The sequence below is a fragment of the Citrobacter sp. Cf116 genome, from assembly GCF_030336505.1.
In the GTDB taxonomy this organism is placed as follows: domain Bacteria; phylum Pseudomonadota; class Gammaproteobacteria; order Enterobacterales; family Enterobacteriaceae; genus Citrobacter; species Citrobacter freundii.
Window position 1 is genome coordinate 80158 of sequence record NZ_JAOWEQ010000029.1, and the last position, 22063, is coordinate 102220.

General features: G+C 52.1%; 24 protein-coding genes. 12 read left to right on the forward strand and 12 right to left on the reverse strand.

Annotation, left to right across the window (positions count from 1 at the left end; genetic code table 11):
• Window positions 1-26: 26 nt before the first annotated feature.
• Together uvrC and uvrY are read right to left on the reverse strand one after the other, a co-directional pair.
• The gene (uvrC, locus tag OGV74_RS04470) at window positions 27-1859 is read right to left on the reverse strand and encodes an excinuclease ABC subunit UvrC (RefSeq protein ID WP_086503976.1); all 1833 of its coding nucleotides are present in this window, start codon (window positions 1857-1859) and stop codon (window positions 27-29) included.
• The gene (gene uvrY / locus OGV74_RS04475; RefSeq protein ID WP_003030486.1) at window positions 1856-2512 is read right to left on the reverse strand and encodes a UvrY/SirA/GacA family response regulator transcription factor; all 657 of its coding nucleotides are present in this window, start codon (window positions 2510-2512) and stop codon (window positions 1856-1858) included. The genes uvrC and uvrY overlap by 4 nt, the downstream gene beginning before the upstream one ends.
• A 296-nt stretch (window positions 2513-2808) precedes the next feature.
• Between uvrY and OGV74_RS23355 the strand changes: the two genes are divergently transcribed.
• On the forward strand, window positions 2809-2952 hold the full coding sequence (locus OGV74_RS23355; RefSeq protein WP_458294090.1) for a hypothetical protein: 144 nt from the start codon (window positions 2809-2811) through the stop codon (window positions 2950-2952).
• 19 nt (window positions 2953-2971) lie between these two features.
• On the forward strand, window positions 2972-3196 hold the full coding sequence (locus tag OGV74_RS04480) for a DUF2594 family protein (RefSeq protein ID WP_086503975.1): 225 nt from the start codon (window positions 2972-2974) through the stop codon (window positions 3194-3196).
• 66 nt (window positions 3197-3262) lie between these two features.
• Here the strand turns inward: OGV74_RS04480 and sdiA are convergent, their stop codons facing one another.
• From sdiA to OGV74_RS04520, 8 genes are all read right to left on the reverse strand, one after another.
• The gene (gene sdiA, locus OGV74_RS04485) at window positions 3263-3985 is read right to left on the reverse strand and encodes a quorum-sensing transcriptional regulator SdiA (protein ID WP_003030480.1); all 723 of its coding nucleotides are present in this window, start codon (window positions 3983-3985) and stop codon (window positions 3263-3265) included.
• 230 nt (window positions 3986-4215) lie between these two features.
• Window positions 4216-4968 carry an L-cystine ABC transporter ATP-binding protein TcyN gene (gene tcyN, locus OGV74_RS04490; protein WP_003030477.1) on the reverse strand — a complete coding sequence of 251 codons (753 nt, stop codon included), beginning with the start codon at window positions 4966-4968 and terminating at the stop codon, window positions 4216-4218.
• Entirely contained in the window at window positions 4965-5633 is a 669-nt protein-coding gene (gene tcyL / locus OGV74_RS04495) for a cystine ABC transporter permease (RefSeq protein WP_286520387.1), read from the reverse strand. Before tcyL ends, tcyN begins: the two co-directional genes overlap by 4 nt.
• Window positions 5634-5654: 21 nt before the next feature.
• A complete protein-coding gene (dcyD, locus tag OGV74_RS04500) occupies window positions 5655-6641 on the reverse strand; it encodes a D-cysteine desulfhydrase (RefSeq protein WP_003030471.1) in 987 nt (328 codons plus the stop codon).
• A gap of 107 nt (window positions 6642-6748) precedes the next feature.
• The gene (gene tcyJ / locus OGV74_RS04505) at window positions 6749-7549 is read right to left on the reverse strand and encodes a cystine ABC transporter substrate-binding protein (RefSeq protein WP_003030469.1); all 801 of its coding nucleotides are present in this window, start codon (window positions 7547-7549) and stop codon (window positions 6749-6751) included.
• Between the two features lie 100 nt (window positions 7550-7649).
• Complete coding sequence (gene fliZ, locus OGV74_RS04510) at window positions 7650-8201, reverse strand: flagella biosynthesis regulatory protein FliZ (protein WP_016150547.1); 552 nt, start codon at window positions 8199-8201, stop codon at window positions 7650-7652.
• Window positions 8202-8258: 57 nt separating this feature from the next.
• Entirely contained in the window at window positions 8259-8978 is a 720-nt protein-coding gene (locus OGV74_RS04515) for an RNA polymerase sigma factor FliA (protein ID WP_003030465.1), read from the reverse strand.
• A 162-nt stretch (window positions 8979-9140) separates the two neighbouring features.
• The gene (locus tag OGV74_RS04520) at window positions 9141-10634 is read right to left on the reverse strand and encodes a flagellin N-terminal helical domain-containing protein (protein WP_086503974.1); all 1494 of its coding nucleotides are present in this window, start codon (window positions 10632-10634) and stop codon (window positions 9141-9143) included.
• A 255-nt stretch (window positions 10635-10889) separates the two neighbouring features.
• Between OGV74_RS04520 and fliD the strand changes: the two genes are divergently transcribed.
• From fliD to amyA, 4 genes are all read left to right on the forward strand, one after another.
• Entirely contained in the window at window positions 10890-12296 is a 1407-nt protein-coding gene (gene fliD / locus OGV74_RS04525) for a flagellar filament capping protein FliD (RefSeq protein WP_086503973.1), read from the forward strand.
• 15 nt (window positions 12297-12311) lie between these two features.
• Complete coding sequence (gene fliS / locus OGV74_RS04530) at window positions 12312-12719, forward strand: flagellar export chaperone FliS (RefSeq protein ID WP_086503972.1); 408 nt, start codon at window positions 12312-12314, stop codon at window positions 12717-12719.
• Complete coding sequence (gene fliT, locus OGV74_RS04535) at window positions 12719-13090, forward strand: flagella biosynthesis regulatory protein FliT (RefSeq protein WP_016150551.1); 372 nt, start codon at window positions 12719-12721, stop codon at window positions 13088-13090. The genes fliS and fliT overlap by 1 nt, the downstream gene beginning before the upstream one ends.
• 68 nt (window positions 13091-13158) lie before the next feature.
• Window positions 13159-14646, forward strand: coding sequence for an alpha-amylase (gene amyA, locus OGV74_RS04540; protein WP_086503971.1), 1488 nt, complete (start codon window positions 13159-13161; stop codon window positions 14644-14646).
• Between the two features lie 40 nt (window positions 14647-14686).
• Here amyA and yedD read toward each other — a convergent pair whose 3' ends face one another.
• Window positions 14687-15100, reverse strand: a complete 414-nt coding sequence (yedD, locus tag OGV74_RS04545; RefSeq protein WP_003030454.1) for a lipoprotein YedD — start codon at window positions 15098-15100, stop codon at window positions 14687-14689.
• A gap of 185 nt (window positions 15101-15285) precedes the next feature.
• Here yedD and yedE point away from each other — a divergent pair, with 185 nt between their 5' ends.
• On the forward strand, window positions 15286-16491 hold the full coding sequence (gene yedE, locus OGV74_RS04550) for a selenium metabolism membrane protein YedE/FdhT (RefSeq protein ID WP_003839093.1): 1206 nt from the start codon (window positions 15286-15288) through the stop codon (window positions 16489-16491).
• The gene (yedF, locus tag OGV74_RS04555) at window positions 16488-16721 is read left to right on the forward strand and encodes a sulfurtransferase-like selenium metabolism protein YedF (protein WP_000790504.1); all 234 of its coding nucleotides are present in this window, start codon (window positions 16488-16490) and stop codon (window positions 16719-16721) included. Before yedE ends, yedF begins: the two co-directional genes overlap by 4 nt.
• A 55-nt stretch (window positions 16722-16776) precedes the next feature.
• On the opposite strand, the gene fliE is transcribed toward yedF, so the two are convergent.
• Complete coding sequence (gene fliE, locus OGV74_RS04560) at window positions 16777-17091, reverse strand: flagellar hook-basal body complex protein FliE (protein WP_071696982.1); 315 nt, start codon at window positions 17089-17091, stop codon at window positions 16777-16779.
• A gap of 216 nt (window positions 17092-17307) precedes the next feature.
• Here fliE and fliF point away from each other — a divergent pair, with 216 nt between their 5' ends.
• The 4 genes from fliF to fliI are packed head-to-tail and all read left to right on the forward strand — an operon-like array spanning window position 17308 to window position 22042.
• Window positions 17308-18981, forward strand: a complete 1674-nt coding sequence (fliF, locus tag OGV74_RS04565; RefSeq protein ID WP_086503970.1) for a flagellar basal-body MS-ring/collar protein FliF — start codon at window positions 17308-17310, stop codon at window positions 18979-18981.
• Window positions 18974-19972 carry a flagellar motor switch protein FliG gene (gene fliG / locus OGV74_RS04570; RefSeq protein ID WP_003030443.1) on the forward strand — a complete coding sequence of 333 codons (999 nt, stop codon included), beginning with the start codon at window positions 18974-18976 and terminating at the stop codon, window positions 19970-19972. The genes fliF and fliG overlap by 8 nt, the downstream gene beginning before the upstream one ends.
• A complete protein-coding gene (gene fliH / locus OGV74_RS04575) occupies window positions 19965-20672 on the forward strand; it encodes a flagellar assembly protein FliH (protein ID WP_003030441.1) in 708 nt (235 codons plus the stop codon). Before fliG ends, fliH begins: the two co-directional genes overlap by 8 nt.
• Window positions 20672-22042 carry a flagellar protein export ATPase FliI gene (fliI, locus tag OGV74_RS04580; protein ID WP_086503969.1) on the forward strand — a complete coding sequence of 457 codons (1371 nt, stop codon included), beginning with the start codon at window positions 20672-20674 and terminating at the stop codon, window positions 22040-22042. Before fliH ends, fliI begins: the two co-directional genes overlap by 1 nt.
• The last annotated feature ends 21 nt before the right edge of the window (window positions 22043-22063 follow it).

A 22063-nucleotide genomic window follows, 5' to 3' on the forward strand; every position in this document is an offset into this window, starting at 1 on the left:
ATTACCCCTATGTTGCTACAGAGGGCCTAATGTTTCAACGAGTAGAAGATCTTTTCTGCCAGAGCTTGCGAAATACCCGGCACTTTTGCAATTTCTTCGATACTTGCATTACGAAGACCTTGCAAACCTCCCATATATTTCAACAACATCTGGCGACGCTTTGGCCCGACACCTTCGATGGTCTCAAGCGTGCTGGTACTTTTCACTTTCGCCCGCTTTTTACGATGCCCGCTAATCGCATGATCGTGAGATTCATCGCGGATATGCTGGATAACGTGCAATGCAGGCGAATCCGGCGGCAGACTAAAGCCCTCACCTTCCGGCTCAAAGAACAGTGTTTCCAGACCTGCTTTACGATCGACCCCTTTTGCCACCCCCAGCAAGAGTGGGTGCTGTTTGTCCCAGGGAACGTCCAGTTCAGCAAAAACGGCTTTCGCCTGCCCTAACTGACCTTTACCGCCGTCGATCAATATGACGTCCGGAATCTTACTTTCTTCAATCGCCTTACCATAACGCCGACGTAAGACCTGATTCATCGCCGCATAATCATCACCCGGCGTAATGCCGGTAATATTGTAACGCCGATATTCTGCACGCAGCGGGCCATTGGCATCAAAAACCACGCAGGAGGCTACCGTCTGTTCCCCCATCGTATGGCTAATGTCGAAGCACTCCATACGCTTCACCGCAGGTAACTTCAATACGGAGGCCAGCGCCGTCAGACGTTGCGTAATCGTCGACTGCTGAGAAAGTTTCGTGGTGAGCGCCACTGCCGCGTTGGTCCGCGCCAGCTTCAGATAACGCGCGCGATCCCCTCGCGGTTTCGTCTGCACGTTAATCTTCCGTCCGGCCAGTTCAGACAGAGAGTCTGCCAGCAGGGTTTTATCGCTAAGATTGAAATCGAGCAGGATCTCCCCGGGTAAGGTACGCATCTGGCTCCCCTGCAGATAAAACTGCCCGACAAAGGTTTCGACGACCTCGCCCAGTTCCGTACCACCTGGTACTTTAGGGAAATAGCTGCGGCTGCCCAGCACTTTACCCTGGCGAATAAACAGAACGTGCACACAGGCCATGCCGGCGTCAAACGCCACGCCAATGACATCCAGATCGTCTCCGGTGTTAGAGACAAACTGTTTTTCGGTCACACGGCGTACGGCCTGGATTTGGTCACGAATTCGCGCAGCCTCTTCAAATTCGAGATTTTGGCTGGCCTTTTCCATGCGGGTAATCAGCTGTGTTAACACCTGATCGTCTTTTCCGGACAGGAACAGACGAACATACTCGACCTGCTGAGCATACTCTTCCTCGCTCACCAGACCCGCGACACACGGGCCGAGACAGCGGCCAATCTGATATTGCAGACAAGGTCGAGAACGGTTGCGATAAACGCTGTTTTCGCACTGGCGGATAGGGAATATTTTCTGCAACAGCGCCAGCGTTTCACGCACCGCATAACCGTTAGGGAACGGTCCAAAGTACTCGCCTTTGGCATGCTTTGCCCCACGATGCATCGCCAGACGCGGGTGGGTATCGCCGCTAAGGAATATAAAGGGGTAGGATTTATCATCACGCAGCAATACGTTATAACGCGGCTGATATAGCTTGATGTAGTTGTGCTCAAGCAATAACGCTTCGGTTTCAGTGTGCGTTACCGTGACATCAATCTGCTGGATTTGCGCGACCAGCGCTTCGGTCTTGCGTGACGCAAGATTACTACGGAAGTAGCTGGAAAGCCTTTTTTTCAGGTCTTTCGCTTTCCCGACATAGATAACCGTTCCGGCGGTATCATACATACGATAGACGCCGGGCTGGCTGGTCACGGTTTTCAGGAACGCTTTGGCATCAAACTGATCTGTCACTGGCTTGCTAATGTCTCCGCATTACACAGGCCATGGCGAATTGCCAGGTGAGTCAGCTCTACATCGCCATGAATGTTTAATTTACTGAACATTCGATAGCGATAGCTGTTCACCGTTTTAGGACTAAGATTCAGTTGCTCTGAGATCTCATTAACCTTCTGACCTTTGGTGATCATCAGCATAATCTGCAACTCGCGTTCAGACAAACTGGCAAACGGGGTTTCCGTTTTCTCAGGCTCAATCTGGCTGAGCGCCATTTGCTGAGCGATATCGGAGGCAATATACCGTTGCCCGGAAAAAACCGAACGAATCGCACTCACTACTTCCTGGGGGGCGGCGCCTTTGCTGAGATACCCTGCGGCCCCTGCCTGCATAACTTTTGCAGGTAATGGGTTTTCGGTGTGTACCGTCAGCATGATCACTTTAATGTCTGCCGTGGAACGCGCAATTTTGCGGGTTGCTTCCAGACCGCCAATACCGGGCATATTCATATCCATCAGCACAACGTCAACGGAATTTGAGCGGCACCATTTTACCGCATCTTCACCGCAGCACGCTTCGCCGACAACTTTTATGCCTTTTATATCTTCCAGAATGCGTCGTATCCCTGCGCGCACCAGTTCGTGGTCATCAACAAGAAAAACGTTGATCAAAGGAATATCTCCAGAATAGGGATAACGCTACCGATAGTTAATCGGTCCTATGTTAACGGGTTTTATCTCAACTTTGAAATGTAAAAAACGCCCGACTTTCGATTTTGCTCTCGTTTTTGGAAATTAGATTGTACGACGAGTGGAAACTTTCAGTACTGGTAACCTTTTGCCACGGTTATATCTGTGTAGCTGTTTCATAATGGTGACAAAAAGATCATATTCCTTCGCTGAATGCAAACCAGGCAGTCAAAGTTGTAACAATAATTAACGAGGAAAATACTCGAAATAAACAACATGTGGAGAAAATATATGCACTGCAACATGTTGTTTATTTTAATGTCCACAACATTGGTCCGCGCAAAAAACAACCACAGATATTTTTAGTCTCGCTTATGGTATACTCCGCCGCCTTAAGATTTGACATCGCACTTTTTCATTGAAACATAACGAGGAAAATAAATGAGTACGCCTGACTTTTCCACTGCTGAGAATAACCAGGAACTGGCCAATGAAGTCGCCTGCCTGAAAGCCATGTTAACGCTGATGCTGCAGGCAATGGGTCAAGCCGATGCAGGCCGCGTGATTCTTAAAATGGAAAAACAGCTCGCGCTGATTGAAGATCAATCACAGGCTGCGGTATTTTCCAACACGGTTAAGCAAATTAAACAAGCTTACCGCCAGTAATAAGAAACCGGCTGATAGCAATGCTCTCAGCCGGTTTTGCGTCTGACACTCAGAACGATAATTTACTCAGATAAGCCCGGTTGCCGCGGCATAACAGGCTATCTGCGTTTTGTTTGGCGCATTGAATTTCTTTTGCATATTCTTCTGGTGGAAGTTCACGGTATTTTCAGAAATCGACAGAATGATGGCTATCTCTGAAGAGGTTTTCCCCTCAGCCGTCCATTTCAATATTTCCTTTTCCCGCTTGCTAAAACGCATCTCTGGCGCCATAACCATGTCATCTTCCAGTCGCGTCAGTACAGACAGACTTTCCCGTACCAGAAGCTGCATTCTGAGCTCCACTTCATCGCTCGCAAGGCGACTGTTACGGATACTTGCACGCGATACAGATAAAAAACCCAACGCCCGGTTAGGCAACATTAAGCATTGCGTCATCCCTTTGCGTAAACCGTGATTGCGCGCGGCGTCCCACAAAGGTTGCGCATCGCGAAACAGAGTATCGTTCCAGGGTAAATGCCCCTGACTGAAGTTTTCAGGTTTCAGCACCGGATCAATGGCAAAATAATTTTCGGACTGATAATGCGCCACCCATGCTTTGGGATAGGTCGTATGAAGTGACGTTTTAGGTCGGGTAAAAGGTACCGGATGACGAACACAGAGCGCGTAAAAATCAAACTCTAAGTGCTGCGTCTGTTGTTGTAATTCCGTATAGACATCCTCTGCCGTCGCCATTTCCTGAAAGCGTAACAGCATGCTCCGTCGCCAGGTGAAGAAATCAAGATCCTGCATACTAAGTGGTAATGCCCCTGAGATTGATAATCATCCAAACATATGAAACAAGCTAACACATAAATGTATTTTATATATGCAAATTATCGGACAAATGAACAATTACTTGAGTATTACTCAACAGCGGAAGTAAGTAACAGAATCAAATGTTAATAATAAAGCAATAATTATAAATAGTTATGCGAAGAGCACTCGCCAGAAACAATCCCGGCGAGTGCCATATACACTATTTATTGCATCAAAAACTTTTCAAGAAACTGACGGGTACGTGGCTGCTGCGGATGCGTGAATAAGGATTTTGCTGGTCCCTGCTCTACTATCCGTCCTTGATCCATAAATATCGCTCTATCGGCGACATCGCGAGCAAAGCTCATTTCATGCGTCACAATTACCATGGTGCGTTTTTCCTGCGCCAGTTGGCGGATGGTATTAAGTACCTCGCCAACCAGTTCAGGATCAAGCGCGGAGGTCGGTTCATCAAAAAGGATAACCTCAGGTCGCATCGCCAGCGCCCGGGCAATCGCTACGCGCTGCTGCTGTCCACCCGATAAACGCCGCGGATAGCTGGTTTCTTTACCTGCCAGCCCGACTTTCGCCAGCAATTCACGCGCACGAGCTGTCGCTTCAGCTTTTGGTTCACCTTTGACTATCACCGGCCCTTCAATAATGTTTTCCAGCACTGTCCGATGGGGAAACAAATTAAAGTTCTGGAACACAAAACCGACGTGTTGGCGTAACTGACGAATCAGCCCTTTCTGCTGGGTTAACGAACGCGCGGTATCAATGGTAATCTCACCCACTTTAATGGTGCCCGCCTCCGGTTGCTCCAGCAAATTAATGCTACGTAGCAGCGTGGTTTTGCCCGATCCGCTCGGCCCGATAATCGCTACTACTTCACCAGGTTTGACGTCAAGATCGATCCCATGCAGCACCGTTTGCCCATGAAATTTTTTGACCAGGTTTCTGACTTCGATAGCACTCATTTCGGCTCTCTCTCCTGGCGGTTCAGTTGTTCTTCAAAATAGTTTTGCAGCGCAGAAAGCACCGTCGCCATCACCCAGTAAATCAACGAGGCCGCCAGATACATCGTAAAGACTTCTAACGTACGCGAGGTAATCAGCTGCGCCTGACGGAACAGTTCCGGTACCTGAATAGTAGCGGCCAAAGAGGTATCTTTCACCAGACTGATAAAGCTGTTGCTCAGCGGCGGCAGCGCAACGCGCGCAGCCTGTGGCAGGATTGCCCGGCGCATGGTCTGCCAGCGCGTCATACCAATACTGGCACCCGCCTCCCACTGTCCTTTGCCGATGGAAGAGATTGCCGCACGCAGGGTTTCCGCAGCGTAGGCGGCTGTATTAAGCGACAAGCCAATCATCGCCGCCGGGATAGGATCAAGCTCAATTCCAAACTGCGGCAGACCGTAATAAATCATAAACAGCTGGGCAATCAGCGGTGTTCCGCGAAAAATAGAGATATAAAAACGCGCCAGCCAGCGCACAGGCAGCAGCGGCGACAGACGCATCAACGCCAGGATAAACCCCAGCACGAGGCCAAAAAACATCCCGCCGATACTCAGTTGCAGCGTAAAAACCGCGCCTTTGAGCAGATACGGCAGGGAATCAATTACCAGTTGGATACTTTCATGCATTAGCGTTTTTCGACCTGGTTGTTACACGTGAGGATGGTAGGCAAACAGTGCAGGCGCCCCACCGGTATGGATAAAGAGGATTGGCCCTTCATCTTTGAAGCGCTTCTGGCTGATGCCGTCAATCAAACCCGCCATCGCCTTACCGGTATACACCGGATCCAACAAAATGCCTTCGAGGCGCGCCAGCAGTTTTACCGCCTCCATGCCCTCTTCGTTTGGCGTACCGTAGCCCGGCGCATAATAATCATCCCATAACAGGATATCCGCTGAGGCCGTCAGTTCCAGTTCGCGGGCAATATCCTGCTGCAACGTGACAACTTTTGGTTTTTGATCGGCGACGCTGCGCGAAACGGTCACGCCGATAAGCTCGACGTCTGGCATCAGTTGCTCCAGCCCCACCGCCAGCCCGGCATGCGTTCCCGCACTGCCCGACGCGACCACCACGGAAGAGAGCGAAACGGCCCCTTCACACTGCTGGGCAATTTCCAGCGCGCTTTCCACATAACCCATCGCCCCCAGAGCATTAGAGCCCCCAACAGGGATCACATACGGGCGGAACCCTTGCGCTTCAATGCGCGTCGCCAGCTCCTGCAACTGCGCATTCGGATCGGTTAGCGCATCGCACATTTCGATCTGCGTATTAAACAGATCCAACAGCAGACGGTTGCCATTGGTGAGATAGTTTTCCGCCGTGGTGCCAATCGGATTTTCCAACAGCGCCACGCAGTGCAGGCCAAGCTTAGCCGCTACCGCCGCAGTCTGACGAACGTGGTTAGATTGGATGGCACCCGCGGTTATCAGCGTATCAGCGCCTTCACGCAGCGCGTCTGCGGCCAGAAACTCCAGCTTACGCAGCTTATTGCCGCCCATGGCCATCGGCGTGACGTCATCGCGTTTGATGAAAATATCGCGCCCGAGGTAGTCGGAGAAACGTGGAAGATATTCGAGCGGCGTTGGCGCGCCAATAAATTCCAGACGTGGAAAGCGCGTTAAGTTATGCAGCGGCATACAGCCTCCGGTATTCGTTGTTGTGATGTTCTTTTTATTATGCACGCTCAGGCGCAATGAAATAAAAAAAGGCGCTGTTAAAGGCGCCTTTTTTCATCGGATGCCGATTATTTCGTCACATCCGCTCCAAACCATTTTTCAGACAGGGCTTTCAGCGTACCGTCTTTCTGCATTTCAGCAATGGCCGCATCAACCGCTTTCAGCAGATCTTCATTGCCTTTGCGCAGCGCCACACCGGACTCCTGGCGGGAGAACGCTTCACCGGTCACAGCCAGCGTGTCTTTGGTTTTCTTCACCAGATCCAGCGCCGCCAGACGGTCAACCAGAATGGCGTCGATACGGCCTACACGCAGATCCTGGTATTTAGTCGGGTCGTCATCATAGGTACGAATATCCACGCCCTGCACGTTCTGGCGCAGCCACTCTTCATAGTTGGTGCCCAGACCAACGCCGACTTTTTTACCTTTCAGATCGGCAGCGGTCTTAATAACACCTTCATTGCCTTTTTTCACCAGCGCCTGAATACCAGAAACCGTATACGGGGTAGAGAAATCGTATTTTTTCTTACGTTCGTCAGAGATGGTCACCTGGTTGATGACCACATCAATGCGCTTGGAATCAAGAGAGGCCAGCATACCGTCCCACTTGGTCGGCTTCAGGTTAGCTTTCACCCCAAGGTGCTTGGCCAGTTCCTCAGCAAATTCCACTTCGAAACCGGTCAGCTTGCCGTCATCGCCCTGAAAACTAAACGGGGGATAGGTCCCTTCCAGGCCCACCAGCAGCGTGCCGCGCTCTTTAACTTTATTTAACAGACCTTCATCTGCATAAGTCTTTACGCTCATTCCGGCGACAAGTGCAACAGCCATTACACCCATCAGAGCCTGACGTCCCAGAAGTGCTAATTTCATAGTTACCCCGAATATTGTCATTAGTGACTATCATTTATGACTACAGTGTAAAACGTTTGCTGTGATCCACAAACACGACTCTGTTACACCTTATTCGTTTTTAATATATATCAGAACTGGCTGTCCAGGAGGATTTCTGCATATGCCCTATATGCGTATGGGCTTTAAACTGCTCATACTTACGTAAGGCGATGCGGTAATTGTTGGTGCTGGTTTCCGGTAGCCACGGGGCAAGGTTTTCGTCGAGGAACCCTTCCTGCAGCAGGTCATGAGAGATATTTTGTTCGGTCAGGTGATTCCCGAGGCGACGCAGGCGGACAACGTATTCACGTACCGTGCCGTGACTCATTTCGGTCTGCTCAAATAAAAACTGTTTAAAACCGATAATATCGAAAAAGTCGCTCTGCTCTTTGCAATGCAAATCACCGCAAAAACGACACAGTGCCACCCACTCTTTTTTCTCCTGCTCCCACTCGGCTTCATCCAACAAAGTGTCCAGTCGGGCGATGGCGATTTTATTCACAATTTGCCCACGACGAACCAGCGTGATCCGGTCGAGCAACTTAAAGCAATGGGCGCAATGCGTCTGGCTGTGTTTGAAATCTTTGAGGTAGCGGCTTAGAGGCCGTCTTTTTGATTGCTGCACCGTCATGAGAACTCCTGGTAGTCAATTCGTAATGCGGCATTGTTCAGGGGTAATGATGTACCCCTATAGCTTACCCAGCTTGGTGCGTAGACGTTTGATGGCCTGACTGTGCAACTGGCTGACCCGTGATTCCCCGACTTCCAGTACCGCGCCAATCTCTTTCAGATTCAGCTCTTCCTGGTAGTACAGCGTTAACACCAGCTTTTCGCGCTCCGGCAACGCCTCGATCGCGTCCATCACGCGCTGGCGGAGGTTACCCTCAAGAAGCTGTTGTAACGGGTTTTCCTGCTGATGTTCTTCCGTCACCAGCTCAATACTATCGCCATGCTCTTCCCGCCACTCGTCATAAGAGAAGAGCTGGCTGTTATTGGTATCGAGCAACATCTGACGATACTCTTGCACAGGAATAGCCAGACGCGCCGCCACTTCGGTTTCCGTCGCGTTGCGCCCTAATTCCTGCTCCAGTTGTCCCATCGCCTGTGCCACTTCGCGAGCATTGCGCCGAACGCTACGCGGCACCCAATCCCGGCTACGTAGTTCGTCCAGCATTGCCCCACGAATACGCTGCACTGCGTAAGTGGTAAATGCCGTTCCTTGCAAAGCGTCATATCGGTCAACGGCATTCAATAACCCGATGCCGCCCGCTTGTAGCAGGTCATCCAGTTCTACGCTCGCCGGCAAACGCACCTGAAGGCGCAATGCTTCGTGACGCACCAACGGTACATAACGCTGCCACAGCGAGTGTTTATCCATTACACCTTCAGCGGTATACAGTGAATTCACGATAAACAGCCCTGCGTTAAATGAGTTATCGGCATGATTATCCGTTTCTGCAGGGGTTTTAATTGGGTGAATAGTGGGTGAAATGAGGGGTTATTTGGGGGTTACGGGTAAAGCTAATTATAAAAAACCCCGCCGGAGCGGGGTTTGCGCGATAAGCGTAAATTAACGCAGCAGAGACAGAACGTTCTGCGGAACCTGGTTGGCCTGTGCCAGTACAGAAGTACCTGCTTGTTGCAGGATCTGTGCTTTGGACATGTTGGACACTTCGGTCGCGTAGTCAGCATCTTCGATACGGCTACGAGCAGAAGTCAGGTTGTTAACGGTGTTGCCCAGGTTGGTGATGGTAGAATCGAAACGGTTTTGCACCGCACCGAGGTCACCACGTAAGGTATCAACCTGAGCCAGCGCGGTATCAATCAGTTTCAACTGGTTGCGCGTTGCTTCGCTTGCCTGGCTTTGTTTAACCAGAGAAGCATTTGCAGTACCTGCATTTTTAACGAAAGTTGTTTCACCGCCGTTGGTAACAACACCGTTAGCATCAACTGCGTAATTGGTAGCACCAATAGATAAAGCTCCACCCGTTTTAGATGCTTTAGCTGCAACCAGATCAGACTCTTTTGCTGCAACGTTGGTTGCATGGGTAGTCAGTTTGTTACTACCTGCGGCACCCTGCTCATAAATGCTGCCACCAGAAAGAGTCATGGTACCACCGGTACCGGTTGTCGCACCTGAGATGTCCATGGTAATGGTGGTGCCATCAATAGTTGTGGTGAATTTACCGTTACCGTCAGCATTTGCTGTGTTTGTTGCAGCAGCAGTCCATTCGGCACCTTTAAAGGTAAATTTAGCGTTAGGACCACCTGCGGTTACCGCAGCAGCAGCAGTTGCAGCTGCGTCAGCAGTTGCCCCTGCACCTGAGGTAACTTGTACGTTTGCAGAACTAGCGGTTAATTTACCATCTGCTGCACCAACGAAAGCCGCAGCAAATGTACCAGTGGTACCAACATCAATTTTAACAGCACCCGATTTTACATCAACAGAATAGCTATCAGCAGCCAGTTTATAGTTCATGGTACCCGTTGCGCCGAAATCTTTAACCAACTGGTCAGCGGTAGCTGCTTTATCGCCAGTTACGCTGAAAGTATTCAGACCCAGCGTGCTGCTGGTGATTTCTTTCAGGTTAATGGAGATGGTTTCGTTATCGTTAGCGCCAACCTGGATTTTCAGGGTGTTGTCACCCGCCAGTACTTTCACACCGTTGAACTGAGTCTGGCCGGAAACGCGGTCGATTTCGCTCAGACGCTGAGTGATTTCAGCCTGGATGGAGCTCAGGTCGCTATCGGAGTTGGTGCCGTTAGATGCCTGAACGGACAGTTCACGGACACGCTGCAGGTTGTTGTTGATCTCGTTCAGCGCGCCTTCAGTAGTCTGCGCGATGGAGATACCGTCGTTGGCGTTACGGGAAGCCTGAGTCAGACCTTTGATGTTAGAGGTGAAGCGGTTAGCGATCGCCTGACCAGCAGCATCGTCTTTCGCGCTGTTGATACGCAGACCAGAGGACAGACGCTCGATAGCGGAGCTCAGAGTAGACTGAGATTTGTTCAGGTTGTTCTGGGTCAACAGCGACAGGCTGTTTGTATTGATGACTTGTGCCATGATCTTTTCCTTATCAATTACAACTTGATGTTATTGGGCTGTTGCCCACGGTTTCTCACCGTAACCCTTGTATCGGCACCTTAATTTCGAACTTTAGAAAATTTTTACTTTCCGCCCTCTTTTTTCTTAGCCCCTGAAATACCCTCTTTATATGCCATTATTCTGCGCATTATTTTTACAAAACTATCATTAAACTTTGCGCGCAGATTGCCGATAACCCGCTTAACTACTGTTTGCAATCACAAGGAATTAGGCATGCCTTCATTTACATCACTGGGCGTCGGCTCAAACTTACCGCTGGATACATTGCTGACAAATCTGACGACTGCTGAAAAAAAACGTTTAACTCCAATTACTCAGCAACAGAGTTCGAACACCGCGAGACTGACAGCCTACGGGACGCTAAAAAGCGCGCTGGAAAAATTCCAGACGGCAAATACCACATTAAATAGTGCCGATCTATTTAAAAGCACCACCGTCACCAGCAGTACGGAAGACCTTAAGGTATCGACCTCTGCCGGTGCCGCACCTGGGATCTATACCGTTAGCGTTACGCAACTAGCGCAGGCGCAATCATTAAGTACCAAAAGTGGAATCAGCTCAACGAAGGAAGCGTTAGGTGATACATCTTCCGAAAGCCGTACCATTAAAATTGAACAAAAAGGCCGTGAAAAACCGCTGGAGATTAAGCTCAGCAAAGATCAGACGTCGCTGGAAGGAATTCGAGATGCCATTAACGACGCCGACAGCGGTATTTCCGCCAGTATCGTTAAAGTTAAGGAAAATGATTATCAGTTGGTATTAACTGCCGACAGCGGTGTCGATAATAAGATGACTATTTCCGTCAGCGGCGACAGTAAGCTTAATGACTTACTGGCCTATGACAGCACCGCCGGTAGCGGAAATATGAAACAGTTGGTGGAAGCCAAAAATGCGCTGTTAAAGGTTAACGGCATTGATATTGAACGCCCAAGCAACACCATTACCGATGCCCCTCAGGGCGTAACGCTGAATCTGACTAAAGAAGTTACTGACGCGCGAATCACCGTCACCAAGAGCAATGATAAAGCAACAGAAGCGATCAAAGGTTGGGTGGATGCCTATAACTCGCTGCTGGATACATTCTCAACGCTGACCAAATACACTGAAGTAGATCCAGGAGCCGAAGCACAAGATAAAAATAACGGTGCACTGATCGGCGACAGCGCAGTAAGAACTATCCAGATAGGGATTCGCGCCCAGTTTTCCAATGGCGCCAGCGACGGTGCATTCAAAACGTTGGGTGAAATCGGGATTACCACTGACGGAACCTCCGGCAAGCTGAAAATTGACGACACCAAGCTGGCAAAAGCGCTGAAAGATAACACCGCGGCGACCCGTCAATTGCTGGTTGGTGATGGTAAAGAAACCGGAATTACCACAAAAATTGCCACTGAAGTAAAAGGCTACCTAGCCGATGACGGCATTATTGATGTAGCCCAGGACAATATTAACGCCACGCTGAAAAAACTGACCAAACAATATCTGGCCGTCAGCAACAGCATTGATGATACCGTCGCGCGCTATAAAGCGCAGTTTACGCAGTTGGACACCATGATGAGCAAACTGAACAGCACCAGTACCTATTTGGGCCAGCAATTTACTGCGATGAGTAATTCCTGATAACACGAGGTAAGTATGTATACCGCGAGCGGTACCAAAGCCTATGCACAAGTCAGTATAGAGAGTGGCGTAATGAGCGCCAGCCCGCATCAGCTGATTGAAATGTTGTTTGATGGCGCGAACAGCGCCCTCGTGCGCGCTCGCCTGTTTATGCAGCAGGGTGATATCGTCGCCAAAGGTGAGGCCTTAAGCAAAGCCATTAACATTATCGACAATGGTCTGAAAGCAGGTCTGGATCAGGAGAATGGCGGTGAAATCGCTACTAACCTGTCCTCGCTGTATGACTATATGATCCGCCGTTTACTGCAAGCTAACTTGCGTAATGATTGTCAGGCCATTGAAGAAGTCGAAGGGTTGCTCGGCAACATTGCGGAAGCCTGGAAACAGATCTCACCGAAAGCGACGTCCCAGGAGTCTCGTTAATGACCTCAGCCGTGGAGTTTATCAACCGTTGGCAGCGCATCGCGCTGCTCAGTCACTCACTGCTGGAACTGGCGCAGCGCGGTGAATGGGACCTTTTACTGGAACAGGAAGTTACCTATCTGCAAAGTATTGAAGTGGTCATGGAAGAGCAAACTCCACCGGGCATTACGCGAAGTATTCAGGACTTGGTGGCCGGGTACATTAAACAGACGCTGGATAATGAACAATTACTCAAAACGTTGTTGCAGCAGCGCCTGGATGAACTCAGCAACCTCATCGGCCAGTCGACACGCCAAAAGACGCTGAATAACGCCTATGGTCGTCTTTCCGGTATGCTGCTGGTACCCGACGCCCCCACTACGCCACAATAATTTCCCGTCTCGTCTGAATTATCTTCCATACTCCAGAGGTCGGCCAAACGACTTCTGGAGCACGGAAGATGAAAAATCCCACGTTATTGCAGTACTTCCACTGGTATTACCCTGATGGCGGTCAACTCTGGCCCGAGCTTGCCGAACGCGCAGGCGGACTCAATGATATCGGCATCAATATGGTATGGCTGCCCCCCGCTTATAAAGGCGCGTCCGGCGGTTATTCCGTTGGCTATGATTCCTACGATCTGTTTGATTTGGGCGAATTCGACCAAAAGGGAAACGTCGCCACCAAATACGGCGATAAAAACCAGCTGCTGGCGGCGATAGACGCGCTTAAGCACAATGATATTGCCGTACTGCTGGACGTGGTGGTTAACCACAAAATGGGCGCAGATGAGAAAGAAAAGATCCGCGTCCAACGGGTTAACGCCGAGGATCGCACGCAAATAGACGATGAGATTATCGAATGCGAAGGCTGGACGCGCTACACCTTCCCTGCCCGCGCAGGCCAGTACTCGCAATTCATATGGGACTTCAAATGCTTCAGCGGCATTGACCATATCGAGAATCCCACCGAAGACGGGATTTTTAAAATCGTTAACGATTACACCGGCGAAGGCTGGAACGACCAGGTTGATGATGAGTTGGGTAATTTTGATTATCTGATGGGAGAAAATATCGATTTTCGTAATCACGCCGTCACCGAGGAAATCAAATACTGGGCGCGCTGGGTGATGGATCAAACCCATTGCGACGGCTTTCGCCTGGATGCCGTCAAGCACATTCCGGCCTGGTTTTATAAAGAATGGATTGAGCACGTGCAGGAGGTGGCGCCAAAACCGCTGTTTATCGTCGCGGAATACTGGTCCCACGAAGTCGACAAGCTGCAAACCTACATTAATCAGGTGGAGGGGAAAACCATGCTGTTCGACGCCCCTTTGCAGATGAAATTCCACGAAGCGTCCCGTCAGGGCCGCGATTATGACATGAGCCAGATTTTCGCCGATACCCTGGTAGAAGCCGATCCGTTTCATGCCGTCACGCTGGTGGCCAATCACGACACCCAACCTTTACAGGCACTCGAAGCCCCCGTCGAGCCGTGGTTTAAGCCACTGGCCTATGCGCTGATCTTGCTGCGTGAAAATGGCGTACCGTCGGTGTTTTACCCTGACCTCTACGGAGCGCATTACGAAGACACCGGCGGCGATGGCGAAACCTATCCTATCGACATGCCGATCATCGAACAGCTTGATGAACTGATCCTCGCGCGCCAGCGCTTCGCACACGGGGTACAGACGCTCTTTTTCGATCATCCTAACTGTATCGCTTTTAGCCGCAGCGGAACAGACGACGATCCCGGCTGTGTGGTGGTACTGTCAAACGGCGATGACGGGGAAAAGACCATCAATCTCGGCGCCAATTACGGCAATAAAACCTGGCGTGACTATCTGGGAAATCGCGAGGAAAGCGTGGTCACCGATGAAAACGGTGAAGCAACGTTTTTCTGTAACGGTGGTAGCGTCAGCGTGTGGGTGATTGAGGACGTGTTGTAAAGTTCAACCCCGGTGGCCAGAGGCTACCGGGGCGTACGGTTTATGGCAGCGGTGTGGCCAGCGGCGTTTTCTTTAACGCGTCAGCACATTCCTGCGTCGGGCGATCCACCCGCTGCAGCGTCATACCGTCATATTCCAGCGTATTGCCTTCGCGCTCGATCTCATACAGCTCGCGTTTCACCGTCACGTTGGTGAGATCGCCAGAGAGCATCGTCAGTTTCCCCGGCAGCGCGATCACCCGCTGCCACTGGCGACAATCCAGCGTATCGCCCTCTTTCGTTATCACCAGGCTGGCAATCGCTTCCGGGCTTACCAGACTGCGTTGCGGACCTTTTGACTGCCAGTATCCTTCCAGACCGGCTGGCGCTGGCGTTTTCACCACGTCGTTATAATTTTCTACTTCGGCGCATCCGGTAAGCGCCAGAAATACACCAACGATTGCTAATTTTTTCATCATTCATCCTGCATGCGAAGAAAATGGGATTGTGGCATTAAAGGCCTGATGTCGCCAGCCTTTCGGCAGCGTTGAGAAAGATTGATCCAGACGGTATTACCTCTTATTACTCATAGTCAAAAATTCTGAACGGTGTAGTATCCACACTTCTTGTTACATACCTTCTGAGTTCAGAGGCGCAACGCATGTCATGGCAACACTTCAAACAGGCCTGGTTAATTAAATTTTGGGCCCCCGCCCCTGCGGTCATCGCAGCGGGTATTCTCTCCACTTATTATTTCGGCATTACGGGAACCTTCTGGGCCGTTACCGGTGAATTCACCCGTTGGGGTGGGCAAATCCTGCAACTGTTTGGCGTGCACGCCGAAGAGTGGGGATACTACAAGCTGATCCATCTCGAAGGCTCGCCCCTGACCCGCATTGACGGCATGATGATCCTCGGTATGTTCGGCGGCTGTTTTGCTGCCGCGCTGTGGGCTAACAACGTCAAATTACGCATGCCGCGTAGCCGAGTGCGCATTATGCAGGCGATAGTCGGCGGGATGATCGCCGGATTCGGTGCCCGGCTCGCGATGGGCTGCAACCTGGCCGCATTCTTCACCGGCATTCCACAGTTCTCGTTACATGCCTGGTTTTTCGCGCTGGCAACGGCAATCGGCTCATGGTTTGGCGCACGCTTTACCCTGCTGCCGATGTTTCGTATTCCGGTCAAAATGCAGAAAGTCTCCGCCGCTTCGCCGTTGACGCAAAAGCCAGATCAGGCCCGTCGCCGTTTCCGCCTTGGCATGCTGGTGTTTATCGGCATGATCGGCTGGGCGCTGCTCACCGCGATGGATAAACCCAAGCTCGGTCTGGCGATGCTGTTTGGCGTTGGGTTCGGTCTGCTGATTGAACGGGCGCAAATCTGCTTCACCTCCGCCTTCCGCGACCTGTGGATTTCTGGTCGCACCCATATGGCAAAAGCAATCATCTTCGGGATGGCGGTCAGCGCCATCGGTATCTTTAGCTACGTGCAACTGGGCGTCGAGCCTAAAATCATGTGGGCGGGTCCAAATGCGGTGATCGGCGGCTTGCTGTTCGGCTTTGGCATCGTTTTAGCGGGCGGATGCGAAACCGGCTGGATGTACCGCGCCGTTGAAGGCCAGGTGCATTACTGGTGGGTTGGTCTGGGCAACGTTATTGGCTCGACCATTCTGGCCTACTACTGGGATGATTTTGCTCCCGCGCTTGCCACCAACTGGGACAAAGTGAATCTGCTCAACACCTTCGGTCCGCTCGGCGGTCTGCTGGTAACCTATCTGCTGTTGTTTGCCGCGCTGATGCTCATTATCGGCTGGGAAAAACGCTTCTTCCGTCGCGCAGGACTGACGCCTGCCAAGGAGTCTGTATGAAAAATATCGTGCCTGATTATCGCCTCGATATGGTCGGCGAACCGTGTCCATACCCGGCTGTCGCCACGCTGGAAGCGATGCCGCAATTGAAGAAAGGTGAAATTCTGGAAGTGGTGAGCGATTGCCCGCAGTCAATCAACAATATTCCACTGGATGCGCGTAATCACGGCTATACGGTGCTGGATATTCAGCAGGATGGCCCAACGATCCGCTATTTGATTCAGAAGTAACTGGTTGCCGGATGGCCGCTGTGCTTATCCGGCAACCAGTCTCTGCACGTTAAACCTACACCTGCATCGACATCACTTCCTGATACGCCGACACCAGTTTGTTACGTACCTGAATACCCATCTGCATTGATACCGACGCTTTTTGCATATCGGTCATCACATCATTTAACGCAATGCCCGGCTCACCGAGGGTAAATTTTTCTGCCTGCACGCGAGATGCGGTTTGCACATCGCTGATCCTGTCTAACGCCGCATGCAGTTGACCGGCAAAACTCACGGTCGGTTGTGGCTGCATATCCTGCATTTTTGCTGACATCGCCGTGGCCTGTAACTGGCTGATGACCCCTTCAATCCCCTGTATTGCCGACATGCTGATCCCCTGGATGATTTTTTACTTAGCTGAGATTACCAGTTAGTCAATAAGATAAAGGCGTTAAATAACGATAAAAAACCACGGTTTTTAACGCATAGAAAAATTCGAAACCGCAAATAATGAGACCGTCAATTTTTCGAGTTTGCTGACCCGGGAGTGAGTCTTGTTCCACTTTGCAAAAAACGCCGTCCACGATAAGCCACGAGGTGCGAGATGAGTGCGACAGCATCGACTGCAACCCAGCTTAAACCTCTCGAGTGGTTAAACCGCCTGCGCGCGAATCCCAGAATTCCTCTGATTGTGGCGGGAGCCGCTGCCGTCGCTATCATCGTGGCGATGGTCCTGTGGGCCAAAACACCTGACTACCGCACACTGTTCAGCAACCTATCCGATCAGGATGGTGGCGCGATTGTCACCCAACTGACGCAGATGAACGTTCCCTATCGTTTTACTGAGGGAAGCGGTGCTATAGAAGTTCCTGCCGATAAAGTTCACGAATTGCGGTTACGTCTGGCACAACAAGGTCTGCCGAAGGGCGGCGCCGTTGGCTTTGAGCTGCTGGATCAGGAAAAGTTTGGTATTAGCCAGTTTAGCGAGCAGGTCAACTACCAGCGTGCGCTGGAAGGTGAATTAGCCCGTACCATTGAAACGCTGGGACCGGTAAAACGCGCCCGCGTGCATCTGGCAATGCCAAAACCGTCGCTGTTTGTGCGTGAGCAAAAAGCACCTTCAGCCTCCGTGACCGTTAACCTTGAACCTGGCCGCGCACTGGATGAAGGTCAAATCAGTGCGGTCACGCATCTGGTTTCCAGCGCTGTTGCAGGCTTGCCACCGGGCAACGTTACGCTGGTCGACCAGGCGGGTCATCTGTTAACTCAGTCAAACACCAGCAGCCGCGATCTTAACGATGCGCAGTTGAAATACGCCAGCGATGTCGAAGGGCGCGTTCAACGTCGTATCGAATCGATCCTGTCGCCGATTGTCGGCAACGGTAACGTACATGCGCAGGTCACCGCACAACTGGATTTTGCTAATAAAGAGCAAACCGAAGAACAGTACCGTCCAAACGGTGATGATTCCCAGGCCGTGCTGCGTTCACGCCAGTTAAACGTCAGCGAGCAGATCGGGAGCGGAGCGCCAGGCGGCGTACCGGGCGCATTGTCTAATCAACCAGCACCGGCTAATACCGCGCCAATCGCCACCCCTCCGGCTAATCAGCAAAATGCGCAAACCACGCAAACGGCAAATAACAACAATAATGCTGGTCCACGCAGTACGCAGCGTAATGAAACCAGCAACTATGAAGTCGACCGTACCATTCGCCACACCAAAATGAACGTCGGCGATGTGCAGCGTCTCTCGGTTGCAGTGGTGGTCAACTATAAAACGTTGCCGGACGGTAAACCGCTGCCGTTAACCGCCGATCAGATGAAACAGATTGAGGACCTGACCCGCGAAGCGATGGGCTTCTCCGACAAGCGTGGCGATACCCTGAACGTGGTGAATTCACCCTTCACGGCGACCGACGATTCCCTTGGCGAGCTGCCGTTCTGGAAACAGCAGGTCTTTATTGAACAGTTGATGACCGCTGGCCGTTGGTTGCTGGTGCTGCTTGTTGCCTGGATCCTGTGGCGTAAGGCTGTTCGCCCGCAGTTGGTTCGCCGCAGCGAAGAAGCAAAAGCGGTACAAGAACAAACGCGCATCCGTCAGGAAACCGAAGAAGCGGTAGAAGTTCGCCTCAGCAAAGACGAACAAACCCAGCAGCGTCGTACGAATCAACGTCTGGGTGCAGAAGTGATGAGCCAGCGTATTCGTGAAATGTCAGATAACGATCCGCGCGTCGTGGCGCTGGTCATTCGCCAGTGGATGAGTAACGATCATGAGTAATGCCCTTACCGGTACCGATAAAAGCGTCATCCTGCTGATGACCATTGGCGAAGATCGCGCGGCTGAGGTGTTTAAACACCTTTCCACGCGCGAAGTTCAGGCGCTCAGTACAGCGATGGCGAACGTACGCCAGATCTCCAACAAACAGTTGACGGAAGTACTGGCCGAGTTTGAGCAAGAAGCAGAACAGTTTGCCGCGCTGAATATCAACGCCAACGAATATCTGCGCTCCGTGCTGGTGAAAGCGCTGGGCGAGGAACGCGCCTCCAGCCTGCTGGAAGATATTCTGGAAACCCGCGATACCACCAGCGGCATTGAAACGCTCAACTTTATGGAACCGCAAAGCGCCGCCGACCTTATCCGCGACGAGCATCCGCAGATTATCGCCACCATTCTGGTACACCTCAAACGGGGCCAGGCCGCCGATATTCTGGCGCTGTTCGACGAGCGTTTACGTCACGACGTGATGCTGCGTATCGCCACCTTCGGCGGCGTGCAGCCTGCCGCGCTGGCAGAACTGACCGAGGTACTGAACGGTCTGCTCGATGGTCAGAACCTCAAGCGCAGCAAAATGGGCGGCGTGAGAACGGCAGCAGAAATTATCAACCTGATGAAAACCCAGCAGGAAGAAGCGGTTATTACCGCCGTACGCGAATTCGACGGCGAGCTGGCACAGAAAATTATCGACGAGATGTTCCTGTTCGAAAACCTGGTGGACGTCGACGATCGCAGTATCCAGCGCCTGTTGCAGGAAGTGGATTCCGAATCTCTGCTGATTGCCCTGAAAGGTGCCGAACAGCCGCTACGCGAGAAGTTCCTGCGCAACATGTCGCAACGTGCTGCCGATATTCTGCGTGACGACCTTGCCAACCGCGGCCCGGTGCGTTTGTCGCAGGTGGAAAACGAACAGAAAGCCATTCTGCTTATTGTGCGTCGTCTGGCGGAAACTGGAGAGATGGTGATAGGCAGCGGCGAGGATACCTATGTCTAACGAACTGCCGTGGAAAGTCTGGACTCCGGACGACCTCGCCCCACCGATGGCGGAGTTCGTACTGGCCGACCACAGCGAAACGCCGCTGTCAGAAGAAGCTGAAGAGCCACAGCTTTCCGCAGAGCAACAGCTTGAACAGCAGCTCGCACAGCTGCAAATGCAGGCCCATGAGCAAGGGTATAACGCGGGGCTGGCGGAAGGTCGACAAAAAGGTCACGAACAAGGCTATCAGGAAGGTCTGAGCCAGGGGCTGGAGCAAGGCCAGAACCAGGCGCGAGCACAGCATGCGCCGATCCATGCCCGCATGCAGCAGCTGGTGAGTGAATTTCAGAATACGCTGGACGCGCTGGATAGCGTCATTGCCTCGCGACTGATGCAAATGGCGCTGGAAGCTGCGCGTCAGGTGATTGGTCAGACGCCAATCGTGGATAACGCGGCGCTGATTAAGCAAATCCAACAGTTATTGCAACAGGAACCGCTGTTTAGCGGTAAGCCTCAGCTGCGCGTACATCCGGACGATCTCCAGCGTGTAGAGGAGATGCTCGGTGCCACTCTCAGCCTGCACGGCTGGCGGCTGCGCGGCGACCCGACTCTGCATCACGGCGGCTGTAAAGTCTCCGCCGACGAAGGCGATCTGGATGCCAGCGTCGCCACACGCTGGCAAGAACTCTGCCGTCTGGCAGCGCCAGGAGTCGTGTAATGACCACTCGCCTGACTCGCTGGCTCAATACGCTGGACAACTTCGAAGAGAAAATGTCACTGCTGCCTGCGGTGCGTCGTTATGGTCGCCTGACCCGCGCAACCGGGCTGGTGCTGGAGGCCACAGGATTACAGCTGCCGCTCGGTGCCACCTGCGTCATTGAACGCCAGGACGGCAACGAAACCCAGGAGGTCGAAAGCGAAGTCGTGGGCTTTAACGGTCAACGTCTGTTTTTGATGCCGCTCGAAGAGGTCGAAGGCGTTCTGCCCGGCGCACGCGTATACGCGAAGAATATTGCCGGAGAAGGTCTGCAAAGCGGGAAGCAATTACCGCTTGGCCCTGCTCTGCTGGGTCGTGTGCTGGACGGTAGCGGCAAACCGCTCGACGGACTGCCCGCCCCGGATACCACCGAAACCGGCGCGCTGATTACACCTCCGTTTAACCCCCTGCAACGGACCGCAATTGAACACGTCCTGGATACCGGCGTACGCCCCATCAACGCGTTGTTAACCGTTGGCCGCGGCCAGCGTATGGGGCTTTTCGCCGGTTCCGGCGTCGGTAAAAGCGTCCTGCTCGGCATGATGGCGCGCTATACCCAGGCCGATGTTATCGTCGTGGGTCTGATTGGCGAGCGTGGTCGCGAAGTTAAAGATTTTATTGAAAATATTCTCGGTGCTGACGGTCGCGCACGCTCGGTAGTGATTGCCGCTCCGGCGGACGTCTCGCCGCTGTTACGTATGCAAGGCGCGGCCTACGCCACGCGCATCGCCGAAGATTTTCGCGATCGCGGACAGCATGTATTGCTGATTATGGACTCCCTCACCCGCTACGCGATGGCACAACGTGAGATAGCCCTGGCGATCGGCGAGCCACCGGCAACCAAAGGTTATCCACCCTCAGTATTCGCTAAGTTACCGGCGCTGGTCGAACGGGCCGGTAACGGTATCCACGGCGGCGGTTCAGTCACCGCGTTTTATACGGTACTGACCGAGGGTGACGACCAACAGGACCCGATTGCCGATTCCGCGCGCGCGATTCTGGACGGTCACATTGTGCTGTCTCGTCATCTGGCCGAGGCGGGTCACTATCCGGCTATCGATATTGAAGCCTCGATCAGCCGTGCCATGACCGCGCTCATTAGTGAACAACACTATGCACGGGTGCGTAACTTTAAACAGTTGCTGTCCAGTTTCCAACGTAACCGCGATCTGGTCAGCGTGGGGGCGTATGCGAAAGGCAGCGATCCGATGCTGGATAAAGCCATCGCCTTATGGCCGCAGCTGGAGGCATTCTTACAGCAAGGTATTTTTGAACGGGCTGACTGGGAAGATTCTCTACAAGCTTTGGAACTGATTTTCCCTAGTGTGTGATTAAGCAGGAGAGCATAGGTC